Origin of the sequence: Hyalangium ruber, assembly GCF_034259325.1 — a bacterium.
GTDB lineage: Bacteria > Myxococcota > Myxococcia > Myxococcales > Myxococcaceae > Hyalangium_A > Hyalangium_A rubrum.
In genome coordinates this window covers 382,281-403,685 of record NZ_JAXIVS010000006.1, presented here as the reverse complement: position 1 = coordinate 403,685, position 21,405 = coordinate 382,281, and the positions used below count along the sequence as shown (strand labels likewise).

Here is a 21,405-nt window from a genome sequence, read left to right as displayed (position 1 = left end):
GGCCATACCCTTCTCACCCGCCCTTGGCCACTCCGCTCTTGCCCAGCAGGGTCAGCAGGTCCGGGCCCACCTGGGTGATGTCGCCAGCGCCCAGCGTGAGGACGATGTCGCCCTCGCGCAGGCGCGGCGCTACTGCGGCGGGCACGTCCACGCGCTTTTCCACGTACGTCACGTCCCTGTGACCGTGGGCGCGGATGGCCTCGGCCAGCGCGTCGCCCGTGGCGCCGGGGATGCGCTCCTCGCCCGCCGCGTAGACGCTGGTGACAAAGAGCACGTCCGCGTCGTTGAACGCGGTGGCGAACTCCTTCATCAGGTCATGCGTGCGCGTGTAGCGGTGGGGCTGGAAGGCCACCACCACGCGCCGCCCGAAGGCCCGCCGCGCGCCCGCAAGCGTGGCCATCACCTCGGTGGGGTGGTGCCCGTAGTCATCCACCACGGTGATGCCGTTCACCTCGCCGCGCACGGTGAAGCGCCGCTGCACGCCGCCGAACTCCGCCAGCGCCCCGCGCACGGTGTCCAGGGGGATTTCCATCTCCTCGGCCACGGCGATGACGGCCAGCGCGTTGAGCGCGTTGTGCGCGCCCACCATGCGCACGCGGAACTCGCCCAGCGGCTCGTCGCGCCGGAAGGCGGTGAAGCGCGTGGTGAAGCCCTCGAGGGTGATGCCCTCCAGCCGGTAGTCCGCCATGTGCGAGCTGCCGTAGGTGACGACGCGCTTCTCCAGCCGGGGCAGCAGGTTCTGCACGTTGGGGTGGTCCAGGCACAGGACGTTGAGCCCGTAGAAGGGCACGCGGTTGCAGAACTCCACGAAGGCCGTCTGCAGCACGTCCAGCGTCCCGTAGTGGTCCATGTGCTCCGGGTCGATGTTCGTCACCACGGCGATGGCGGGGTGCAGCTTGAGGAAGCTGCCGTCGCTCTCGTCCGCCTCCACCACCATCAGCTCGCTCTTGCCGAGCTTGGCGTTGGAGTCGAGCACGTTCACCTTGCCGCCCACCACCGCCGTCGGGTCCAGCCCCGCCGCCGAGAGCACCGTGGCCACCATGGAGGTGGTCGTCGTCTTCCCGTGGCTGCCGGCCACCGCCACCGCGTACTTCAGGCGCATCAGCTCGGCGAGCATCTCCGCGCGCGGAATGACGGGGATCTTCCGCTGGCGCGCCGTCACCACCTCGGGGTTGTCCTTCTTCACCGCCGAGGAGATGACCACCACGTCGGCCTGCACGAGGTTCTGCGCCTTGTGGCCCTCGTAGATGGTGGCGCCCATGGCCGCCAGGCGCTTGGTGATTTCACTGCCCTTCAGGTCGGAGCCCGACACCCGGTAGCCCAGGTTGAGCAGCACCTCGGCGATGCCGCTCATGCCGATGCCGCCGATGCCCACGAAGTGTACCTGCGCCGCGTGGCGCGTCTTGAAGAGGCTCTGGGGCTTACCGCCGGCCTTCGTCATGGCTTACTCGCTCCTGGATCCTTCTGCGTCTCGGCCTTCGCCGGACGATCCCGCCCGTTGGGCCCGTAGGCATGCACCATCAGGTCCACACACACGTCCGCCAGCTCCTTGGACGCCTCGGGCCGGCCTAGCAGGCCCGCCTTCTTCTCCATCTGCTTGAGGCGCGCCGGCTCCTGCTTGAGGAGGCGGATCTGCTCGGCCAGCTTCTGCCCGGTGAGCTCGGACTCGCGGAACATCACCGCCGCGCCCGCCTCCACCAGCGCCCGGGCGTTCACTTCCTGGTGGTTGTCCGTGGCGTACGGGAAGGGCACGAGGATGCTGGCCTTCTTGCACACGGTGAGCTCCGCCAGCGTGGTGGCGCCCGCCCGGCACACGACGAGATCCGCCCTGGCGTAGGCGTCGGACATATCGTCGATGAACTCCACCACCTCGGCCTGGAAGCCCTTGTCCGCGTAGCCCTTGCGCACCATCTCCAGGTCGTTCTTGCCCGTCTGGTGCAGGAAGTGGATCTGGTCCTTCAGGTCCACGAGGTGCTCCAGCGCCTCCACCACGCGCTGGTTGACGCCCTTGGCGCCCAGGCTGCCGCCGAAGACGAGGATGGCGAAGCGCTCGTGCGCCACGTGCGAGCGCAGGTAGTTGTCCATCAGCTTGCGGCGGATGGGGTTGCCCACGAGCTGCACCTTGCCCTCGGGGAAGAAGCGCCGCGCCTCATCGAAGGCGGTGAACACCACCTTCACCACCTTGCCGAGCAGCTTGTTGGTGAGCCCCGGCAGCGCGTTCTGCTCCTGCACCGCCGTGGGGATGCCCAGCAGCCAAGCGGCCATCACCACCGGCCCGCTGGCATAGCCGCCCACGCCCACCACCACGTCCGGCTTGTGCTTCTGGAGGATGCGAAAGGACTCGATGAAGGCCAGCGGCAGCGCCAGCAGGCCCTTGATGAGCTGACCCAGGCCCTTGCCCTTGAGGCCGCGCGCCCGGATGAACTCCAGCGGGAAGCCCGCCTGCGGCACCACCTTCGCCTCGAGGCCCCGCTCGGTGCCCACGAAGACCACCTCGTTGCGGTGGTGGCGCGTCACCACCTCTTCCGCCAAGGCGATGCCTGGAAAGAGGTGCCCGCCCGTTCCTCCACCGGCGATGAGGACCTTCACGCCGTGACCTCCCGCATCTCGCTGCCTACGCGGGTAGCTCGATTGCCCGCGCCCTGTGTGTTCGCGCTCAGTGACAACAGCACCCCCGCCGCCCCCATCAGCACCAGCAGCGAGGTGCCTCCGTAAGAGACGAATGGAAGCGTCAGCCCCTTCGTGGGCAGCAGCCCCATGGCCACGCACATGTTCACCGCCGCCTGGAAGGCGATGATGGAGGTGAGGCCCAGCCCCAGGTACGTGCCGAAAGTCTCCGGCGCCGCCAGGCTGATGCGCACCCCGCGCCAGATGACGACGGCGTAGAGCGCCACCAGCAGCGTCACGCCGATGAGCCCCAGCTCCTCGCCGATGATGGCGAAGATGAAGTCGGTGTGCGCCTCGGGCAGGAAGAAGAGCTTCTGTCGCCCGTCTCCCAACCCCAGGCCGGTGAGCCCACCCGAGCCGATGGACATGAGCGACTCGGCCACCTGGTAGCCCACGTCATGCCGGTGGGCCCATGGGTCCAGGAAGGCCGTCACGCGCTTCATGCGGTAGGGGCTGGAGGCGATGGCCACGTACGCCAGCGGCAGCGCCAGCAGCACCGAGCCCACCAGGTAGCTCAGCTTGGTGCCCGCCGCGAACAGCAGCACGAAGAGCAGGAACACGAGCAGCACGGAGCTGCCGAAGTCCGGCTGGCGCATGCACAGGGCCACCAGCACGCCACACAGCAGCAGGTGGGGCAGGAAGCCCACGGAGAAGGTGGCCACCTTTTCGCGCTTCTTGGCCAGCGAATAGGAGAGGTAGACGACCCAGGCGAACTTGGCCACTTCGGCCGGCTGCAGGCCGAAGCCAGGGAAGCGAATCCAGCGCCGCGCGCCGCCCGCCGTGGTGCCGATTCCCGGAATCAGCACCAGCACCAGCAGGATGAGGGTGACAATGAGTAGCGGCCAGGCCAGGCGCGCCAGTCGCCGCCAGCCCACCTTCATCGCCACCGCCATGGCCACCACGCCCATGCCGGCGGCCATGAGCTGGCGCTTGAGGAAGTAGAGGCTGTCGCCCTGCTTGTCCTGCGCGAGGATGGCGCTGGCCGAGTACACCATCACCAGCCCCAGCGCCACGAGCGCCAGCACGGCGCACAGCAAGAGAGGATCGAACCGGACAGGCGCCGCGGAGGTTGTCTTCATGGCCTGTCCCTCAGAGCGCCTGCACGAGGCGTTTGAACGTGTCGCCCCGGTCCTCGAAGTTCTTGAACTGATCGTACGACGCGCACGCCGGCGACAGCAGCACCGTGTCTCCGGGCTTCGCCAGCTCGTGTGCCCTGCGCACGGCCGCCTCCAGCGTGCCGCACGCCTCCACCGTCACCTCGCCCTCATAGGCGGTGGCGAGGGTGGGCGCGTCCTGGCCGATGGTGAGCACCGTCTTCACCTTGCCCCGGCTCTCCTCCACCATGGGCTCATAGGGTGCGCCCTTCCCCTTGCCTCCCGCGATGAGCAGCAGGTTGCCCGCGAAGGTCCGCAACGCCACCAGCACCGAGTCCACGTTGGTGGCCTTGGAGTCGTTCACCCACTCCACGCCATCGAGCATCCGCACGCTCTCCAAGCGGTGGGGCAGGCCCGGGTAGCTGTCGAGCCCGGCCTGCACCGCCTCGCGAGGCACGCCGCCCAGCCGCGCCAGCATCGCCGCCGCCATGGCGTTCTGCACGTTGTGCGAGCCTCGCAGCGCCCGGTTGGTCAGCGCGAACGCCTCGCCCAGGAAGTCCAGGCGGAAGCCGCCCGGCCGCGCCACCGCGAGCCCCGCAAGCTTCGGGCCTCCCGGCTCCGGCAGCCCCATGAGGCTGAAGCCGTACACGGGCACCTTCGCCTGGAGCGCCAGCCGCATGACGTGCGGGTCGTCCGCGTTCACCACCGCGAAGTCCCCCTCGCGCTGGTTGAGGAAGATGCGCGCCTTGGCGGCGCCATAGGCCTCGTGGCTCTCGTACCGGTCCAGGTGGTCCGGCGTGAGGTTGAGGATGGCCGCGCCCTTGGGGCGCATCTGGTCGATGCCCTCGAGCTGGAAGCTCGACAGCTCCACCACCAGCGTGTCCCAGTCCTTCGGAGTCAGCGCGCCTTCGGCCAGCGGTCGCCCGAGGTTGCCGCCCACGAAGGTGCGGCCTCCGCCCTTGGCGAACAGCTCTGCGGTGAGCGCCGTGGTGGTGCTCTTGCCGTTGGTGCCGGTGATGCCGATGAGCGGCACGTGCGAGAGCAGGCGCCAGGCCAGCTCGATCTCGCCCCACATGGGGATGCCCGCGGCGCGCGCGGCCTTCAGCTCCGGCAGCGTCAGCGGCACACCGGGGCTCACCACCAGCAGGGACTGCGCCTCCAGCAACCCGGGCGGCGTGGGCCCCAACGCCAGCGTGACGCCCTTCGACGCGAGCTCGCGGGCCACCTCGCCCAGCGCGGCCTCGTCGCGCGCGTCGATCGCGGTGACCTGGGCTCCGTGCGCGAGCAGCAGCCGGATGGCCGCCACCCCACTCTTCGCAAGCCCGAACACCCCCACCTTCTGACCGGACAGCGAAACCGACATGGCTGAAACTCCTAGCGCAGCTTCAGGGACAGCAGCGCCACGGCGCCACACAAGATGGCGACGATCCAGAAACGGACGATGATCTTCGGCTCGGCCATGCCCTTGAGCTCGAAGTGGTGATGCACCGGGGCCATCTTGAAGACGCGCTTGCCCGTCGTCTTGAACGAGATGACCTGAATCATCACGCTCAGGGCCTCGGCGAAGAAGATGCCGTGGATGATGGCCGATACCACTTCGTTCTTCGAGAGCACCGCCAGCCCGCCCAGCGCGCCACCCAGCGCCAGCGAGCCCACGTCGCCCATGAACACCGAGGCCGGGTAGGTGTTGAACCAGAGGAAGGAGATGCCCGCGCCCACGATGCTGGCGCAGAACACGGCCAGCTCCGCGCCGCCCGGCACCTGGAGGATGCCCAGGTACTGGTACAGCGGCGTGGCGACGATGCGCGACACCCCGTTCACCGTCTGCGAGTCGGCGATGTGCAGCGTGGTGCCCGCCACGTAGCAGAGGATGGCGAAGGTGGTGGCGGCGATGATGGTGGGCACAATCGCCAGGCCGTCCAGACCGTCGGTGAGGTTCACCGCGTTGGAGGTGCCCACAATCACGAACCAGCCGAACACCACGTAGAGCCAGCCCAGGTCCGGGCTGAACCAGTGCGACGGGATGAAGGGCAGCGTCAACTTGGTGCTGATGAGCAGCGTGGGGCCGAAGGAGCCGTCCGCCTTCGTCCACGTACACATCAACCCGAAGATGGCGACCAGGTAGAAGAAGGTCTGCAGCAGCATCTTCTTACGCCCGGCCAACCCCTTGGAGTTGCGCTTGGACAGCTTGAGCCAGTCATCCAGGAAGCCGATGAAGCCGTAGCCGAAGGTCAGCAGCAGCATCACCCACACGGCGCGGCTCTTCAGGTCCGCGAACAGGAGCGTGCCCGTGCCGATGCACAGCAGGATGAGCTGGCCGCCCATGGTGGGCGTGCCCTTCTTCTTCTGGTGCGAGTCCGGCGTGTCCTCGCGCACGTTGCTCTGGCCATGCTGCTTCAGGCGCAGGCGCGCGATGAGCTTGGGGCCAATCAGCATCCCCATCACCAGCGCGAACATCCCCGCCGCGACGATGCGGAAGGTGGGGTAGCGCAGGAAGTTGAGGATCCGGCCCGCTTCCGTGTCCTTGATCCACTCGTACAGCAGGAACAGCACTAGTGAGCACCTCCGGGTGCCGCGGCGCCCGTGAGGGCCGCCACCACCCGCTCCAGCTTCATGCCTCGGCTGCCCTTCACCAGGACCACATCTCCTGCCTTCAGCCGGGGCTTCAGCCAGTCCAGCAGCGGCGCCACGTCCACGAAGTGCGCCGCCGCGTCACCCAGGCTCTTGGCCGCCTGGAAACCCTCTTTCGAGCGCGGGCCGAAAAAGGCCACGAGCTGCGCCTTGCCGGACGCCTCCGTGCCCAGCGCCTCATGCTCGCTCAGCTCGCCGGGGCCCAGCTCCAACATGTCCCCGAGCACCGCCACCGCGCGCCCACCCGCCGGCACCAGCGTGTGCAACGTGTCCAGCGCCGCCGTCATCGACGCGGGGTTGGCGTTGTAGCAGTCGTCCACCACCGTGATTCCGTACAGCCCGTCCACCACATTGAGGCGCCGCGAGTACGGCCGCGCCGTCTCCAGGCCCTTCACGCACTCCTCGGGCGAGTAGCCCAGCGCCAGCGCCGTGGCGAAGGCCCCGGTGGCGTTGAGCGCGTTGTGCTCGCCGATGAAGTGCAGCCGCACCGGCCAGTCCTTGCCCGCGTGGCGCACCATGGCGATGAGGCCCTCGCGCCCCAGCGTCGCCACCTTCACCAGCCGCACGTCCGCGTCCTCCGCCCGGCCGAAGGTGAGCTTGCGCGCCTTCGAGCGCGTCGCCTGCCCCGGGATGAGCGGGTCATCCAGGTTCACCACCGCCACCGCCTCGGGGCTCAGCTCGCGGAACAGCTCGCCCTCCGCCTCCGCCACGCCCTGGATGCTGCCCAGCCCCTCGAGGTGCTCGGGCTGCACCACGGTGATGAGGCCCGCGTCTGGCTGGACGACGCGCGTCAGGCGCGTGATTTCACCGGGGTGGTTCATCCCCACCTCGATGACGGCCGCCACGTGCGTGGGCTCCAGACGGAAGAGCGTGAGCGGTACGCCCACCTCGTTGTTGAGGTTGCCCTCCGTCTTCAGCGCCGACCCGCGCGTGGCGAGGATGGCGCCCACCATCTCCTTGGTCGTCGTCTTCCCGTTGGAGCCGCCCACCGCCGCCACGGGGATGCGGAAGCGCTGACGGTGGAAGCGCGCCAGCGCGCCCAGGGCCGCCTGCGTGTCCTCCACCGCGTAGAGGGGAAAGGTCCCCGGCAACGGCGGCAGCGTGCGGTCATCCCGCACCACCGCGCCGGCCGCTCCACCCGCCCGAGCCTGCGACAGGAAGGTGTGCGCGTCGAAGCGCTCACCCTGCAGTGCCACGAAGAGGCAGCCCGGCGTCAGCGCTCGCGTGTCCGTGCAGACCGCCGAGTACACCGTCGGAGCGTTGCCGAGGCGCCGGCTCGCGCCGGTCGCCTTCACCACCTCTTCGTCGGAGAATTGAGCGGCCATGAGCAGTCCGGCGCGTCGCGCTTCGCTTAGGCGGGAGGACGGCTCGCCAGGGCCTTGGTCGCCGCTTCCCGGTCATCGAACTGCCGCTTCTCGGAGCCGATGATCTGGTACGTCTCGTGGCCCTTGCCCGCGATGAGCACCACGTCGTCCGCGGTCGCCAGGCCGATGGCCGACTCGATGGCGGCGCGGCGATCCGCGTCCACCAGGTAGCCCTTCTCGCCGCTCTTGGCCTTGCCCGCGGAGATGCGGCGCAGGCCGCCCTTCTCCAGGCCCGGCGTCACCTGCGAGATGATCTCCTCCGGATCCTCGGTGCGCGGGTTGTCGCTGGTCACGACGACCAGGTCTGCCCCCTCGGCCGCCGCCGTGCCCATCAGCGGGCGCTTGCCCTTGTCCCGGTCCCCGCCGCAGCCGAACACGACGATGACGCGGCCCTTGGCCAGCGAGCGCGAGGCCTCCAGCGCGCGCTTGAGCGCGTCGTCCGTGTGCGCGTAGTCCACCAGCACCGCGGGCGCGGGCCCCGGCATGTAGTTCTCCACGCGCTCCATGCGGCCGGCCACCTTGCCCATGCGCTCGATGCCCGTCTGCACATCGCGCCGGGCGATGCCCGCTCCCAGCGCCACGCCCGCGGCCGCCAGGATGTTCTCCAGGTTGTGCGGCCCCACCAGCCGGCTCTTCACCGGGATGTCACCGGCGGGCGTCTTCAGCGTCGCCTTGATGCCCTGCAGCGAGTAGGAGACGTCCGTGGCGGAGATCTCCCCAGCGCCCAGGCGGCTGAACTTCCACGCCATGCGCTTCTGGCCGCGCAGCTCGTTGTAGATGCGAGCGGCGTACGTGTCGTCCCCGTTCACCACCGCGACGCCCGTGGGCGACAGGTGCTCGCCGAACAGCCGGCGCTTGGCCTGGAAGTACTCCTCGATGTCCTTGTGGTAGTCGAGGTGGTCCCGGCTCAGGTTGGTGAACGCCGCCGCCTTGAAGGTCAGCCCGTGTACCCGCTCCTGCACCAGGGCGTGGCTCGACACCTCCATCACCACCGTCTCCACGCCCGAGTCCACCATCTCCCGAAGGATGCGGTGCAGCTCCAGCGCGTCCGGCGTGGTGTTGGCCAGCTCCACCGTGCGCCCGGCGACCTTGTAGCCCAGCGTGCCGATGACGCCCGTGGACGAGTAGGCCGCGGTGCTGATCGCCTCCAGCAGGTAGCTGGTCGTCGTCTTGCCGTTGGTACCGGTGACGCCCAGCAGCGTGAGCTGCTGCGCGGGCCGCCCGTAGAAGTTCGCCGCGATGAGCGCCAGCGCCTTGCGAGAGCTGCTCACCTTGAAGAATGGCACCTGCGAGGAGGGCACCGGCTTCTCGGAGAGCACGGCCACCGCGCCGCGGGAAACCGCCTCCCCCACGTACTGGGCCCCGTCTTCCTTCGTCCCCGGCACGGCCACGAAGAGGTCGCCGGCCTTCACGCGCCGCGAGTCCTGCGTCACCCCAGTGACATCCACCGAGGAACGACCGCCCGAGATCTGCTCGGCTCCACACCCTGCGAGGACATCCGTCAGCTTCATCTTTTCCCCTTCACACGCAACTGCAAGCCCGGGGCCTGGGCTGGTGCGGTCTCATGGCCGCGCCGCCAGCTCCAGCGTCACCCGTGCCCCCTTTTCCACCAGCGCACCGGCGGCGGGGGTCTGCGATACCACGCGTCCACTGCCCAACAACTGTGGCTCCAGCGCCGCGGCGAGCAGTTTCACCACGGCCTCGCGCCCAGCCTGTCCCTGAACATCCGGCACTCGCACCGTGCCGTCCCCCTCCACCGCCTGCTCGGCCACGACGGGCCTTGCGGGGGCGGGCTTGGGGTTGGGAGAGGCCTTCACCACCGGGGGCGCGACCGGCGCTACCGCCACTTCTGGCGTGACCGTGCGCGATGGCGGCACGGCCAGGTGCGCCATGGCGGCGGTAGCGATTTCCTTGAAGGCGGGGGCAGCCACGAGTCCCCCGTACACGTCCGTCTTCGGCTCGTCCACCACTACGAGTATGACGGCGCGCGGATTCTCGGCTGGTACAACACCAATGAAGGAAGCGATCCGCTTGTCGGAGTACCCCCGAGCAACGGGATCCGCCTTCTGCGCCGTGCCCGTCTTTCCAGCGACGCGGTATTCCTCCATGGCCGCCTTCGGAGCGGTTCCTTCCTTGAGCACCACGCTCTCGAGCATGTTCACCACCTGACGTGCCACCTTGGATGACACGGCGCGGCGTATCTCGGTGGGGCGGTTCTCGAGCAGCACCACCCCGTCTGGGTCCACCACCTTGGAGACGAGATAGGGCCGCATCAGCACGCCGTCATTGGCGAGGGCGCCGTAGCCGGCGGCGATCTGCACCGCGGTGGCCGTCATGCCCTGGCCGAAGGACTGGGTGGCCAGCGCCACCTCGGCCTTGGGGAAGGGAATGACGCCCTTGCCCTCGCCGGGCAGCGCGAGGCCCGTGCGCTCGGTGAAGCCGAACGCCTGGTAGTAGCGCACCAGCCGCTCGCGCCCCAGCGCCTGGCCAATCTTGGCCGAGCAGATGTTGGAGGAGACCTGGAGGATGCTCTTGGCCGTGAGCCAGGCGTAGGAGTGGGTGTCGTTGATGGTGTGGCGGCCGATCTTCCACGCCCCGTTCTCACAGAAGAAGGGCTCATCGGCGCGGATGGCGTTCTCCTCCAGCGCGGCGGCGACGACGAAGGCCTTCATCGTCGAGCCTGGCTCGAAGGCGTCCAGCGCGGCGCGGTTGCGCAGGGTGTCGCGCTGCAGGGACTCGGGCGTGTTGGGGTTGAAGCGCGGGTTGTTGGCCAGCGCGAGCAGCTCGCCCGTCTTCGGATCGAGCACCACCACGGTGCCTGCCACCGCCTTGGCGTCCTCCACCGCGCGCCCCAGCGCCTTCTCGGCCACGTATTGCAGGTGCCGGTCCAGCGTCAGCGTGACGGAGGCGCCCTCCTGCTCGATGGGGTCCGAGGAGCCCTGTACCAGCAGCTTGCGCCCCTTGGCGTCGCGGAAGCCCGACAGGCGCGAGTTCTGCCCGGACAGCTCGTCGTTGAAGGCCAGCTCCAGCCCCTCCAGGCCGCGCCCGTCGGTGCCCACCATGCCCACCACCTGCGCGGCCAGCTCCCGCTGCGGGTAGAAGCGCTTGGGCTCCTTGGTGAAGCCCAGCCCTGACAGCCCGAGGGCCTTCACCGCCTCCACCTCTTGAGGCTTCGCCTGGCGCTTCACCCACGCGAAGCGCTTGCCCCGCTGAAGCCGCGCCTGCAGGTCCTCGCTCTCCCCGGCGTTGAGCTTCAGCGCCTTGGCCATCGCGCGCGAGGCCTTGCGCACGTCCTCCAGCATCGAGGGGTCCACCCAGATGGAGTCCACCTCCACGCTCTGAGCCAGCGGCGTACCGCGCCGGTCGAAGATGTCGCCGCGACGGGCGGGGATTTCGATCTGCCGGACGTACTGGTCCCGGGCGAGATCCTTCAGCTTGTCACCCTGGTGGATCTGCAGGTACGCGGCGCGACCGAAGGCCAGCGCCAGGAGGCTCAGGAAGAGCCCTCCCAGCAGCATCACCCGCAGCTTCAGCCAGCGAGTGTTGGACTCCGGAGCCCGCGAGGCCTTGAGATCCTTCACCGAGCGTTCCCCCGCTCGGCCACGCGCACGGTAGCCGGGGTGCGCGCCTCGGGCCGGCCATTGCGCTTGGCGCCGGGCAGCTCCGGAGGCAGCGCCACCACCGCCGAGCCCGCGGGCATCGCCATGCCGAGCTGCTCCCGGGCCAGCTTCTCCAGCCGCGTGGGCGCCTTGAGCGTGGCCAGCTCCAGCTTGAGCCGATCGTTCTCGCGCGTCAGCGTGCGGCTCTCGGTCTCGGCCTTGGACAGCCGGTAGCCCATGTCCACCACCAGCACCCGGCTGGTGACGTGGAGGATGCCCACCGCGGCGAACAGGGCGAAGAGCAGCACCGCCGGCAACAGATGTACCAGCACGCGACCCACCGACACGGCATTGCGCGAATTCACCTGGGTCATCGGATCTTCTCCACTACGCGCAGGTGCGCGCTACGAGAACGGGGGTTGGCCTCCAGCTCGACCTCCGAGGCGGAGACGGCCTTCTTCGTGACCGCGGCGAAGTCGCCCTGGCCACCGCAGGCGCACACCGGCAGGCCCGGCGGGCAGCGGCAGGCGCCCACCAGCGCGCGGAACGCCTCCTTCACCTTGCGATCCTCGAGCGAGTGGAAGGAGATGACCGCCGCGCGCCCGCCCACCTTGAGCAGCGTGGGCAGCGCGGACAGCAGCGCATCCAGCGCCTCCAGCTCGCCGTTGACGGCCATGCGCAGCGCCTGGAACGTCTTGGTCGCCACGTGGATGCGCTTGGGCCAGGCCTTGCGCGGCACCGCGCGCTTGACGACCTCGGCGGCCTCCAGCGTGCGCGTGGGCAGGGCGCGCTTGAGCTCGCGGGCGATGGGCCGCGAGAAGGACTCCTCGCCCAGCTCATAGATGATGCGGGCCAGCTCTCGCTCGTCCTCCTCGGCGATCAGCTCCGCGGCGGTGCGCCCCTCGGCGCCCATGCGCATGTCCAGCGGCCCGTCCTTGTTGAAGGAGAAGCCGCGCTCGGCCTCGTCCAGCTGGGGCGAGGACACACCCAGATCCACCAGCACCCCGTCCACCGGCAACACATCCGCGGCCACCCGGAGCAGCTCCCCGAAGTTGCCCTGGCGCGCCTGGAAGCGCTCCTGGGCACCGAGCCGGGAGGTGGCGGCGGCGAGCGCCACCGGATCGCGGTCCACGCCAATGACGGTGGCGCCCCGAGCCAGGAGCGCCTCCGTATGGCCACCGCCACCCAGTGTGCCGTCGATGATCACCTTGCCCGCTCCGGGTTGCAGCAGCTGCACCGTCTCTTCCAGCAGGACGGTCTGGTGGCTGAAGGCCAAGGAAGCGCGTCCTAGACGAACGGCGCCCGAGAGAGCGCGAAGGCGGCTCGCGCATCGTTCATGTGCGGATACATCTCGAAGCTGGCGTGCGCGCCCGCCGCGCGGAAGATGGCGGCCAGGTACGGCGAGAGGCCCGCCAGCTTCACGTCGCCACCGGCCCGGCGGAACGACTCGGCGCTGCCCACCAGCAGCTTCACGCCGCGGTAGTTCAGGTGCGGCACCTCGCTGAAGTCGAGCACCATCTGCCGCAGCCCGCGCTGCAGCCGGCGGAAGAGCTCCTCGGACACTTGTGCCAGCTCCCGCTCGCCCAACTCGCCCTCCAGCATCAACGTCTCCACGCGGTCGCCGCTGGCGACCACTTCGGTGCTCTGCCTTGCCTCCGACATCCAGTTCATACTGTCCCCACCCTCACGGGTTTTCCTTGCGCCGTCGAGAAATTGGCTACTGCCGAAGCTCCGCGAGCACTCGCGCCACGTCCGCCGAGTCCACCGCGGCACGCGCGTCTTCCTGGGCCTTGGCCCAGCCAGCGCGGCTCCAAACCTCCATCACCTTCACCATCCCCACCCACACCACGTCCTTCTCCAGCCCCGCGTGCGAGCGCAGCGGCGGCGGGATGAGCACCCGCCCCATCTTGTCGAGCGGGCACTCCTGGGCGCTGGCCACGTAGAGGCGCATCAGCGTCTTCACCCCTGGCTCCATGGGGTTGCGCTTGCCCAGCGCGTTCTCCAGCGCCTCCCACTCCCGCACCGGGTAGGCGTGCAGGCACGGATCCAACGCCGTGGTGAGGATGAGCCGCTCGTCGTAGGCGCCCACCAGCGTCTCGCGCAGCCGGGCCGGGAGGCTGGTGCGCCCCTTCGCGTCGATCTGGTGCTCATAGACGCCTCGGAACACGCGGAGCGCTTCCCCTCAGAGCGAGCCACCGCCCCACCCCGGCATGGGATTTCTCGCCACTGCTTGCCACTTCTTGCCACCGGGCCGCGGAAAATACGCGCCGCCTCCCACCGGGTCAAGAAATGCAACAGGCATGGAACGAGCTGACGCGCGGCCCGAGTGGGCACACCGGGAGCGGTGTACGCGTTGACCCTGGGTCGCACGCTCTGCTAACCCGTCAACACCCGCCCATTGGGTGGGCAGGAATCTCGTCCCGCCGGGGGGGCGAGTCGACCGGGGCCGTGCCAGCGCACCGCCCCTTCAGGAGGCTCAGTACATGACGCGCTTCATTCGTCTTTCGCTTCTCGCCGCGGCCACCACGGCCCTGGTGGCTTGTGGTGGTAGCGGCGCCAAGATCGGTGGCGGCAAGCAGGGCGCCGCCCAGGCCCTGTTCGAGGCCAGCCAGCCGGCCGCCCAGGGCGGTAACGGCAACCTGCTGCGCGCGCTCGCCAGCGCCGCGGACACCATCAACGCCGAGGTCGAGGTCGACTGCGCCAAGAGCGGCTCGGTCAAGCTCAAGCTCGACCTGGACACGAACGGCACGGGCGGCGGCACCGACCTCAGCTTCAAGTACGACCTCGAGTACAACAGCTGCAACGAGGACGGCGTCAACGAGTTCGACGGCAAGATGACCATGGAGTTCAAGGCCGTCTCCGATGGCTTCACCTCCGCCAAGGTCGAGCTGAAGATGAAGGGCAAGATCGAGATCAGCGGTGAGATCGACGACTTCCTCGACGCGGACGTGACCCAGACCATCGACGTGTCGGCCACGAACGCCACCTCGGGCTCGGTGACGATCAAGCTCGACGGCAAGATCTCCACCGGCTCCGGCAGCTACGCCTACGCCAACGAGTCCATCACCATCACCGCGGGCGCGGAGCTGCCCGTGGCCGAAGAGGACGACGGTAACTCGTGATGAACCGGGCCTGACGGCCCAACAGGAAAAGGCCGGGCTACCCGTGAGGGGGGCCCGGCCTTGTTTTTTTTGGCGACCCGCCAGAGAGTATCGAGCGAGCCCACACATGCAGATTTCGCCGCACGACTCCAGCGTTCGCCTGAAGGTGTCCTACAAGACGCCCGAGGCCCTCATCGATGAGTACACCCGAAGTGTCGGGCAGGGCAGCGTCACCCTGGAGACGCGGCGCAGCCTGACGCGGGGCACGCGCTTCGTGTTCGAGATGCAGGCCGAGGGGGTAGCCGAGTCCGTGGAGGTGGTGGGCGAGGTGGTGAATGTCACCCCGCGCCCCGGCGGGCGCTACCACCTGACGGTGAAGTACGCCACGAGCGTGGACCGGGCGGCCCTGGACGCGGTGCTGCAGCGCATCTTCGCGCAGGAGCACGAGAAGCTGCGTCGCCACCCGCGCGTGCCGCTCAACGTGCGCGCCATCGAGGCCACGCCCTTCTCGCCGGCCTTCTATGTGCGGGACATCTCGCGCGGCGGCGTGGGCATGGAGGTGGATGCGCCGGCCCTGCCCGCCATGGTGAAGGTGGGCACGCCGTTCCTGCTGGAGATGGAGCTGGCGCCGGGGCCGCTGCTGCTGCCGGGCGAGGTGATGTGGACGTCCACGGCGTTCCGGGCGCACTCGCCGGTCACGCCCGTCTTCGGGGTCAGCTTCAAGGATCTGCCGAAGGACTCCGCTGAGCGGCTGGAGGCGCTGCTGTCCCTGGACGCGCTGCCGCCGGGCCCCTGGTGGGCCCGGGTGAGCTTCGGCCAGGAAGCCCTCTCGCGCATGCCCTGAGGTGGACCGCTAGGCCGCCGAACGCGGATAGCCGCCGGCCTGCTCCACCGCCGTCACCACCGCCTCGCGCAGCTCCGCGGGGTTGTACGGGGTGAAGACCTGCAGCGGGGCCAGCTTCGCCAGGTGTGCCTGGAGCGCCTCGCCCTGCGCCGAGGCGCACAGCGCCCGCCGGGTCCGATCGAACGAGCGCGTCATCGCCTCCATGCCGAACAGCCGTGTCATCGCCACCCGGGCCGGGTCCATCGCCCCCTTGGCATCGACGCCCTGGCGCGTGCGCGTCACCATCGTGTCGAGCGCGAACGCGTCCATCACCACGTCCGAGAGCCCCGCGAGCACCTCCTGGTGCTGCTCCAGCTCGGTGCCGAACGTCTCCGCCGCCGTCTTCAGGCCGTAGAGGGCCATGCGCTTGAGGCACTCGGCGGCCCGCTCCTCCGCCGACAGCGCGTCCTCGTGCCGCGCCCGGGGCAACGTGCCGTGGGTGAGCTCGTCCTCCACCGACTGCGCCACCGCGAGCAGCGGCAGCTCGCCCTTCACCGCGCGCTTGAGCAGCAGCCCGCTGATCAACATGCGGTTGATCTCGTTGGTGCCCTCGAAGATGCGGTTGATGCGCGCGTCGCGGTAGGCACGCTCGATGGGGTACTCCTCGATGTAGCCCGCGCCGCCGTGGATCTGCACCGCGTCGTCCACCACGTGGCCGAGCGCCTCCGAGCCGAACACCTTCATGATGGACGACTCGATGGCGTACTCCTCGATGGCGGCGATGACGTGCGCGTCGTAGTCCTTCGCCTGCCGCTCCTTCCCGGACAGCTTCGCGTCCACCAGGCCCGCAGTGCGGTACGTCATCGACTCCAGCGCGTAGGTGAGCGTGGCCATGCGCGCGAACTTCTCCCGCAAGAGCGGGAAGCGCACGATGGGCGTGTTGAACTGCTTGCGCTCCTGGGCGAAGCGCACCGTGTCCTCGATGGCGAGCTTCATCCCGCCCACTACGCCCGCGCCCAGCTTCAGCCGCCCGTAGTTGAGGATGTTGAAGGCGATCTTGTGCCCGCGCCCCACCTCGCCCAGCACGTTCTCCACCGGCACACGCGCGTCCTCGAAGAAGAGCGGGCACGTGGAGGAGCCGCGGATGCCCATCTTGTGCTCCTCGGGCCCCACGGTGAACCCAGGCGTGTCGCGCTCCACGATGAAGCCGGTGAACTTGTCGCCGTTCACCTTGGCGAACACCACGAACACGTCCGCGAAGCCCGCGTTGGTGATGTAGAGCTTCGAGCCGTTGAGCACGTAATGCGTGCCGTCCGCCGACAGCACCGCCTTGGTCTTCGCCCCCAGCGCGTCGCTGCCGCTGCCCTGCTCGGTGAGGGCGTACGCCGCCACCTTCTCTCCCGTGGCGAGCTGCGGCAGGTACTTCGCCTTCTGCGCCTCGTTGCCGAACCAGACGATGGGCAGCGTGCCGATGCCCACGTGCGCACCGAAGGTGACCGACCACGAGCCCTGCAGGCTCATGCACTCGGCCAGCAGCAGGGACGTCGTCTTGTCGAGCCCCATGCCCCCGTAGGCCTCGGGGATGTCGGTCATCAACAGCCCCAGCTCCCCGGCGCGCCGCAGCAGCTCCCTGAGGAGCGCGTTGTCCTTCGCCTCGATGCGGTCCGACTGGGGCATCACCTGCTCGCGGCTGAATTGCAGGGCCGTCTTCAGATAGAGGCGCTGCTCCTCGGTGAACGTCTCCGGGCTGACGATGCGGGTGGAGCCCACCTCCTGCAGGAGGAACGCTCCGCCCGTGGGCAGCTCCGACGACGGCGAGGACTCGGGAATGGCAACCATCGAATTCAACCTCCCTGGCGCGGGCAAGGTACGGCGCGTCGCGGCATAGCGGTAGTACCGGCTACCCCGCCCCTTCACAACCCAACCCTTGGCCGGAGGAGCCCTCGCCTCCTCCCCTGTGCCTCAGCGGTGTGGGGGCGTGGGGTACACCAGACAGAGCGTCTCGAAGAGGGGCTCGCCGGGCGCGGTGTACACGCCGCTGAGTGCCCGCGCCGCTTGAGCCACCTCGGTGCCGAAGGAGGGCACCAGGCAGATGTCCTCGGCCGTCTTGAAGCGCCCCTTGAGCCGCTCCAGCCCTCGGCGCAGCGTGGCGATGTCCTGCTTGCCGCCGCGCACGGGCACGGAGGGCCCGTTGGGGTCTCCTCCGGGCAGCTTGCCCACGCTGGTGGACAGCTCGAAGCCGTCTGCGCGCTGGATGATGCGCAGCTTTCCGGGCGCCACCTCGGCGAGCCACTCGCGGAAGCCCTCCTCATCTCGCAGCACGAGCCGGTAGGCCACCGGCGCGTCCGGGTGCTTCAGCCACACCTCGCCCGCCGAGTCCCTCAGGGCCTGCAGCAGCTCCGAGGTCTGCGCGAGGAAGGTGTCCGCGTCCGGCACCACGAGCACGGCCTTGTCCTTCACGCGCTCGGCCAGCCGCGCGGCCTCCTCGGGCTTGGAGGCCGTGAAGTCCTCCGCGGCGAGCCGGGCGGACTCTCCCGCCAGTTCCAGCCGCAGCGCCTCCTTCGGCACCTCCTCGCCGAACACCTCCGCGTGCGCCACGCGGAACAGGGCATCGTCCTCGCTCCCCGCGTCGTTCGGGCTCGCGGTGAGCGGAGCCAGCGGAGGAGGCGCCAGCGAGGAGAGCGGTTCGGCCGGCTTCTCCTCCCGACACCCGGCCCCCAGGAGCATCCCCGCCAGGAGCAGCCCCGGCGCGGCCCTCCTCATGGCGTGGTGCTCTCGGCGGTGGAGGGCACCGGCGCGGGGAAGGCCCCGGCGACACAGGCGGCGTCGGCCAGCCCGTTCTTCGCGGCGTGCTCGGCGGCCTCGCGCGCCTCTCCGAAGAGGATCATGTCCGTGAAGCGGCTCGCGTTCTCCGTGCGGCCGGCGTTGCGGATGTAGATGGCCTTCACGCGCCCGGGGAACTCCTCGCGGATCTGCGCGTAGATCTCCGGGTCCTTCTCGCCCGAGTCTCCCACCAGCACCACGGGCTGGGAGAACTGGCGCAGCAGCCGGCGGATGACGGGCTGCTTGTAGTTGGACAACGTGCTCGGGCCCAGATCCCTCAAGTACAGGCCGAAGGCGGGGAAGCTGTGGCGACCGAGGAAATCACCGATGCGCGCGCCGTACTGCACGGGCGAGCCGCTCACCAGGGCGAAGGAGGGCGACGTCGGAGCCTTCAAGCACCCGTAGAAGGCCGACATGCCGGGCACCACCTCCTGCGTGTCCGAGTCCTTGAGAAGCGCGTTCTCCATCAGCTTCGTCGGCCGGATGACATGGCTGATGGCCAGCGTGTCATCGAAGTCGGAGATGACGAGGAACGGGGCAGTGTCGGCGACGACCTCCACGCGCGCGCGGGCGCTGGCGCCGGCCACCTTCGCCTCCGCCACATAGAAGCCAGAGGGGAACGGGGTGCCCTGGGGCGGCTGGAGGTTCACCTCGAAGGCGCCGTCGTGCCCGCTCGTCACCACGGTGGTGACCCCCAGGAAGGACACCTCCACCTTGGCACCCTTCCAGTTGGGCGCGGTGAGGCGGCGCAGGTTGCGCGAGAGCACGGAGCTGCCCTTCGTGGGCGCCTCCTTCAATACCCGTCCTTGGAGCACCACACTGTCAGTCCGTCCGATGACGGGAGACAGGAGGACGGCGGGACCCGCCAAGGCCAGGGAGGACGTGAGCAGGGCGGCGAGGGCGAGACAGCGAGCAGGCAAGTTCAAGGAAGCTCTCGGGACAGAACGTTCGTCTCCGCATGATACCTTCTGCCCGCCCATGTGATGGCATCCAGTGGGCGGAGTACCCCGGGGGGGGTCCCCAAAGGAGCCAGGAAGAACGTGCTGCTGCCGGCCGAGGGCCAGGAGTTCGGCAAGTACCAACTGCTCGACCGCATCGCGGTGGGCGGGATGGCGGAGCTCTACCGTGCGCGAATGACGGCGGCCGCCGGCGTCACCCGGCACGTGGTCATCAAGAAGATCCTCCCCCACTACGCGGGCAACAGCGACTTCGTCTCGATGTTCATCAACGAGGCGCGCATCGCCGTGGGGCTGAGCCACGGCAACATCGCCCAGGTGCTCGACTTCGGAGAGGTGGACGGCGAGTACTACCTGGCCCTGGAGTTCGTGCACGGCCAGACGCTGTCGCGCGTCATGCGCCGCGCGCGGAACAAGGAGCTGCGGGTGCTGCCGGTGCCGCTGGCGCTGCGCGTGGCCATCGACATGCTCCAGGGCCTGGCGTACGCGCACAACCGGCTGGACGAGAGCGGGCGACCGCTCCACATCATCCACCGGGACGTCAGCCCGCAGAACGTGCTGCTCGGCTACGAGGGCCAGGTCAAGCTGGTGGACTTCGGCATCGCCCGGGCGCGGATGGCCAGCCGGCTCGAGTCCGAGGAGACGGCCGCCCAGGGCAAGTACCTGTACTTCGCGCCGGAGCAGGCGCGAGGCCGCGAGCTGGACTCGCGCACCGACATCTTCGCCGCGGGCGTGGTGCTCTACGAGATGCTCTGCGGGAAGCTGCCCTGGCAGGGCGAGCGCATGGAGGTGCTCGAGCGCATCGCCCGGGGTGACTTTCCGCCCCCACGCGCCGTGAACCCGGGCCTGCCCGTGGAGCTGGAGCGCATCATCCTCACGGCCATGGCGGTGGAGCGCGAGCAGCGCTACCCCACGGCGCAGGCCTTCAGCGAGGCGCTCGAGAAGTACCTGCACACGGTGGTGCCAGACTTCCCCGGCAGCGCCCTGGCGCACTTCATGGCCTACCTCTTCGAGTCGGAGCTCGTGTCCGAGGGTCGGCCCATCCGCCTGCCGCCTGACTTCCTGGCGCAGCTCGACCTGTGGGGCAAGGGCCCGCTCGAGCCCCCGCCCCGGCCGCCCTCGCTCTCGCGCATCCCCACGCTCGCGCCGCCGCCCCCTGTGCGGCCAGAGCCCCCCCGCAAGCGCTCCTGGCTGCCGCCCTGGGTGGTGCTGGGCGTTCCCGCCCTCGCCCTGCTGGTGGCCACGGGCATCCTCCTCTCGAATGAGGAGGATGCGACGTTCGACGTGGAGATCACCTCCACGCCCCAAGGGGCCTCCGTCTGGGTGGATGGCCAGTTGCAGCCCGCCCACACGCCCACGCTCATCCCCCTGTCGGCGGACCGCGAGCACCTGCTGGAGGTTCACGCCATCGGCATGGAGTCCTGGAGCCAGCGCGTCCAGGCCGAAGAGGGCACCACCCTGGCCGTGCGCGCCCAGCTTCGCCCCGCGCGGCCTCCCGCCTCCCTGAAGTCCTCCACGGGCACCACCACCCAGGCCTCCGCCCAGCGCCTGGCCTACGAGGGCCGCTTCCCCCTGCCCAACTTCGAGCTCCGCGCGGCGGGGCACGCCTTCCGCGTGCCACCCTCCTCCGCCGCCCGGCTGCGCCTGGACCCCTCGCGCACGTACTCGCTGCGCACCGAGGGGACGCTGAAGCATGGCCACCCGGCGGGGGCCACCCTCTCCACGGTGGCCTATTACCTGGAGGGCGGCACCGCGCTGCGGGCGCGAGAGTCCTTCGGCCTCGTGGGGCCCGAGGAGATCCGCGTGCGCAACGCGTTCGCCCTCTACCTCTTCGTGCCGGACGCCACCACGGCGGACAACACGGGCAGCATCCGCGTCCACGTGCGCGAGACGCAGAGCGACACGGGCGTCACCGTGATGGTGGACGCGCGCCAGCACGCGGTGACGCCGCGCCTCGAGGAGAGCTTCACCCTGACCGGCCTGGATGCCGCCACCACCTATGAGGTCCGCCTGCGCGACACGGCGCGCCCCGCGCAGACCCGAGGCGTGGAAGGAGAGGCCGTGGGCCGGGTGCTCGTCCTCCAGGACAAGGGGTGCGTCGCGCCGGAAGGGGGGGCCTGGAAGAAGGGGCCTCCGGCGCAGGTGGTGGAGACGGGGCGGGCCACCCGCTTCAGCGGGGTGACTTCGCTGCGCTTCACCTTCCCGGATGATGACCTGGAGGACAATGCCGGGGGCCTCCCGGTCGAGGTGCGCCTGGTGGCTGGCCCTCGTCCGGAAGGCTGCTGAAGCACCCAGGCAGTCGTGTGGCCGCCTGTAGCGCCATGGCGCATCCTGTAGCCGAAAAATT

18 protein-coding genes are annotated in these 21,405 nt (G+C 69.5%); 3 read left to right on the top strand and 15 right to left on the bottom strand.

The genetic code is table 11. The features are described from left to right. Window positions 1-13 precede the first annotated feature (13 nt). From murC to mraZ, 12 genes are all read right to left on the bottom strand, one after another. Window positions 14-1,441, bottom strand: coding sequence for a UDP-N-acetylmuramate--L-alanine ligase (gene murC, locus SYV04_RS19780; protein WP_321547393.1), 1,428 nt, complete (start codon window positions 1,439-1,441; stop codon window positions 14-16). Further along, complete coding sequence (gene murG, locus SYV04_RS19775) at window positions 1,438-2,589, bottom strand: undecaprenyldiphospho-muramoylpentapeptide beta-N-acetylglucosaminyltransferase (protein WP_321547392.1); 1,152 nt, start codon at window positions 2,587-2,589, stop codon at window positions 1,438-1,440. Before murG ends, murC begins: the two co-directional genes overlap by 4 nt. Further along, window positions 2,586-3,746 (bottom strand): putative lipid II flippase FtsW, encoded by a 1,161-nt coding sequence (gene ftsW / locus SYV04_RS19770; RefSeq protein WP_321547391.1) that lies wholly within the window; start codon window positions 3,744-3,746, stop codon window positions 2,586-2,588. The genes murG and ftsW overlap by 4 nt, the downstream gene beginning before the upstream one ends. Before the next feature lie 10 nt (window positions 3,747-3,756). Beyond that, complete coding sequence (gene murD, locus SYV04_RS19765) at window positions 3,757-5,124, bottom strand: UDP-N-acetylmuramoyl-L-alanine--D-glutamate ligase (protein ID WP_321547390.1); 1,368 nt, start codon at window positions 5,122-5,124, stop codon at window positions 3,757-3,759. Window positions 5,125-5,135: 11 nt separating this feature from the next. Next, a complete protein-coding gene (gene mraY, locus SYV04_RS19760) occupies window positions 5,136-6,218 on the bottom strand; it encodes a phospho-N-acetylmuramoyl-pentapeptide-transferase (RefSeq protein WP_479691444.1) in 1,083 nt (360 codons plus the stop codon). Window positions 6,219-6,313: 95 nt separating this feature from the next. Beyond that, a complete protein-coding gene (locus SYV04_RS19755; protein WP_321547388.1) occupies window positions 6,314-7,717 on the bottom strand; it encodes a UDP-N-acetylmuramoyl-tripeptide--D-alanyl-D-alanine ligase in 1,404 nt (467 codons plus the stop codon). 26 nt (window positions 7,718-7,743) lie between these two features. Continuing rightward, the gene (locus SYV04_RS19750; RefSeq protein WP_321547387.1) at window positions 7,744-9,267 is read right to left on the bottom strand and encodes a UDP-N-acetylmuramoyl-L-alanyl-D-glutamate--2,6-diaminopimelate ligase; all 1,524 of its coding nucleotides are present in this window, start codon (window positions 9,265-9,267) and stop codon (window positions 7,744-7,746) included. Window positions 9,268-9,318: 51 nt separating this feature from the next. Continuing rightward, window positions 9,319-11,337 carry a penicillin-binding protein gene (locus SYV04_RS19745; RefSeq protein WP_321547386.1) on the bottom strand — a complete coding sequence of 673 codons (2,019 nt, stop codon included), beginning with the start codon at window positions 11,335-11,337 and terminating at the stop codon, window positions 9,319-9,321. Then, window positions 11,334-11,729, bottom strand: coding sequence for a cell division protein FtsL (gene ftsL / locus SYV04_RS19740; protein ID WP_321547385.1), 396 nt, complete (start codon window positions 11,727-11,729; stop codon window positions 11,334-11,336). The genes SYV04_RS19745 and ftsL overlap by 4 nt, the downstream gene beginning before the upstream one ends. Next, a complete protein-coding gene (rsmH, locus tag SYV04_RS19735) occupies window positions 11,726-12,631 on the bottom strand; it encodes a 16S rRNA (cytosine(1402)-N(4))-methyltransferase RsmH (RefSeq protein WP_321547384.1) in 906 nt (301 codons plus the stop codon). The genes ftsL and rsmH overlap by 4 nt, the downstream gene beginning before the upstream one ends. Before the next feature lie 11 nt (window positions 12,632-12,642). Next, a complete protein-coding gene (locus SYV04_RS19730; protein WP_321547383.1) occupies window positions 12,643-13,026 on the bottom strand; it encodes an STAS domain-containing protein in 384 nt (127 codons plus the stop codon). Between the two features lie 46 nt (window positions 13,027-13,072). After that, window positions 13,073-13,522, bottom strand: coding sequence for a division/cell wall cluster transcriptional repressor MraZ (mraZ, locus tag SYV04_RS19725; RefSeq protein WP_321547382.1), 450 nt, complete (start codon window positions 13,520-13,522; stop codon window positions 13,073-13,075). A gap of 316 nt (window positions 13,523-13,838) precedes the next feature. Here mraZ and SYV04_RS19720 point away from each other — a divergent pair, with 316 nt between their 5' ends. Next, window positions 13,839-14,477 (top strand): hypothetical protein, encoded by a 639-nt coding sequence (locus tag SYV04_RS19720; RefSeq protein WP_321547381.1) that lies wholly within the window; start codon window positions 13,839-13,841, stop codon window positions 14,475-14,477. Between the two features lie 106 nt (window positions 14,478-14,583). Further along, a complete protein-coding gene (locus SYV04_RS19715; RefSeq protein WP_321547380.1) occupies window positions 14,584-15,300 on the top strand; it encodes a PilZ domain-containing protein in 717 nt (238 codons plus the stop codon). Between the two features lie 9 nt (window positions 15,301-15,309). Here the strand turns inward: SYV04_RS19715 and SYV04_RS19710 are convergent, their stop codons facing one another. The 3 genes from SYV04_RS19710 to SYV04_RS19700 form a co-directional block, all read right to left on the bottom strand. Then, window positions 15,310-17,118 (bottom strand): acyl-CoA dehydrogenase family protein, encoded by a 1,809-nt coding sequence (locus SYV04_RS19710; protein ID WP_321547379.1) that lies wholly within the window; start codon window positions 17,116-17,118, stop codon window positions 15,310-15,312. Between the two features lie 123 nt (window positions 17,119-17,241). Further along, entirely contained in the window at window positions 17,242-18,042 is an 801-nt protein-coding gene (locus SYV04_RS19705; RefSeq protein ID WP_321547378.1) for a hypothetical protein, read from the bottom strand. Further along, window positions 18,039-19,028, bottom strand: a complete 990-nt coding sequence (locus tag SYV04_RS19700) for a phosphatidate phosphatase App1 family protein (protein WP_321547377.1) — start codon at window positions 19,026-19,028, stop codon at window positions 18,039-18,041. Before SYV04_RS19700 ends, SYV04_RS19705 begins: the two co-directional genes overlap by 4 nt. 114 nt (window positions 19,029-19,142) lie before the next feature. On the opposite strand from SYV04_RS19700, the gene SYV04_RS19695 reads away from it, so the two are divergent. Then, complete coding sequence (locus SYV04_RS19695) at window positions 19,143-21,344, top strand: serine/threonine-protein kinase (RefSeq protein ID WP_321547376.1); 2,202 nt, start codon at window positions 19,143-19,145, stop codon at window positions 21,342-21,344. Window positions 21,345-21,405: the final 61 nt, after the last annotated feature.

What these genes read in the sequence shown, in the direction of transcription:
- ftsL (WP_321547385.1), bottom strand. Translation starts at nt 11,729, where the DNA reads ATGACCCAGGTGAATTCGCGCAATGCCGTGTCGGTGGGTCGCGTGCTG.
- mraY (WP_479691444.1), bottom strand. Translation starts at nt 6,218, where the DNA reads ATGTTCGCGCTGGTGATGGGGATGCTGATTGGCCCCAAGCTCATCGCG.
- SYV04_RS19750 (WP_321547387.1), bottom strand. Translation starts at nt 9,267, where the DNA reads ATGAAGCTGACGGATGTCCTCGCAGGGTGTGGAGCCGAGCAGATCTCG.
- SYV04_RS19715 (WP_321547380.1), top strand. Translation starts at nt 14,584, where the DNA reads ATGCAGATTTCGCCGCACGACTCCAGCGTTCGCCTGAAGGTGTCCTAC.
- murD (WP_321547390.1), bottom strand. Translation starts at nt 5,124, where the DNA reads ATGTCGGTTTCGCTGTCCGGTCAGAAGGTGGGGGTGTTCGGGCTTGCG.
- SYV04_RS19710 (WP_321547379.1), bottom strand. Translation starts at nt 17,118, where the DNA reads ATGGTTGCCATTCCCGAGTCCTCGCCGTCGTCGGAGCTGCCCACGGGC.
- SYV04_RS19755 (WP_321547388.1), bottom strand. Translation starts at nt 7,717, where the DNA reads ATGGCCGCTCAATTCTCCGACGAAGAGGTGGTGAAGGCGACCGGCGCG.
- SYV04_RS19730 (WP_321547383.1), bottom strand. Translation starts at nt 13,026, where the DNA reads ATGAACTGGATGTCGGAGGCAAGGCAGAGCACCGAAGTGGTCGCCAGC.
- SYV04_RS19705 (WP_321547378.1), bottom strand. Translation starts at nt 18,042, where the DNA reads ATGAGGAGGGCCGCGCCGGGGCTGCTCCTGGCGGGGATGCTCCTGGGG.
- ftsW (WP_321547391.1), bottom strand. Translation starts at nt 3,746, where the DNA reads ATGAAGACAACCTCCGCGGCGCCTGTCCGGTTCGATCCTCTCTTGCTG.
- murC (WP_321547393.1), bottom strand. Translation starts at nt 1,441, where the DNA reads ATGACGAAGGCCGGCGGTAAGCCCCAGAGCCTCTTCAAGACGCGCCAC.
- SYV04_RS19720 (WP_321547381.1), top strand. Translation starts at nt 13,839, where the DNA reads ATGACGCGCTTCATTCGTCTTTCGCTTCTCGCCGCGGCCACCACGGCC.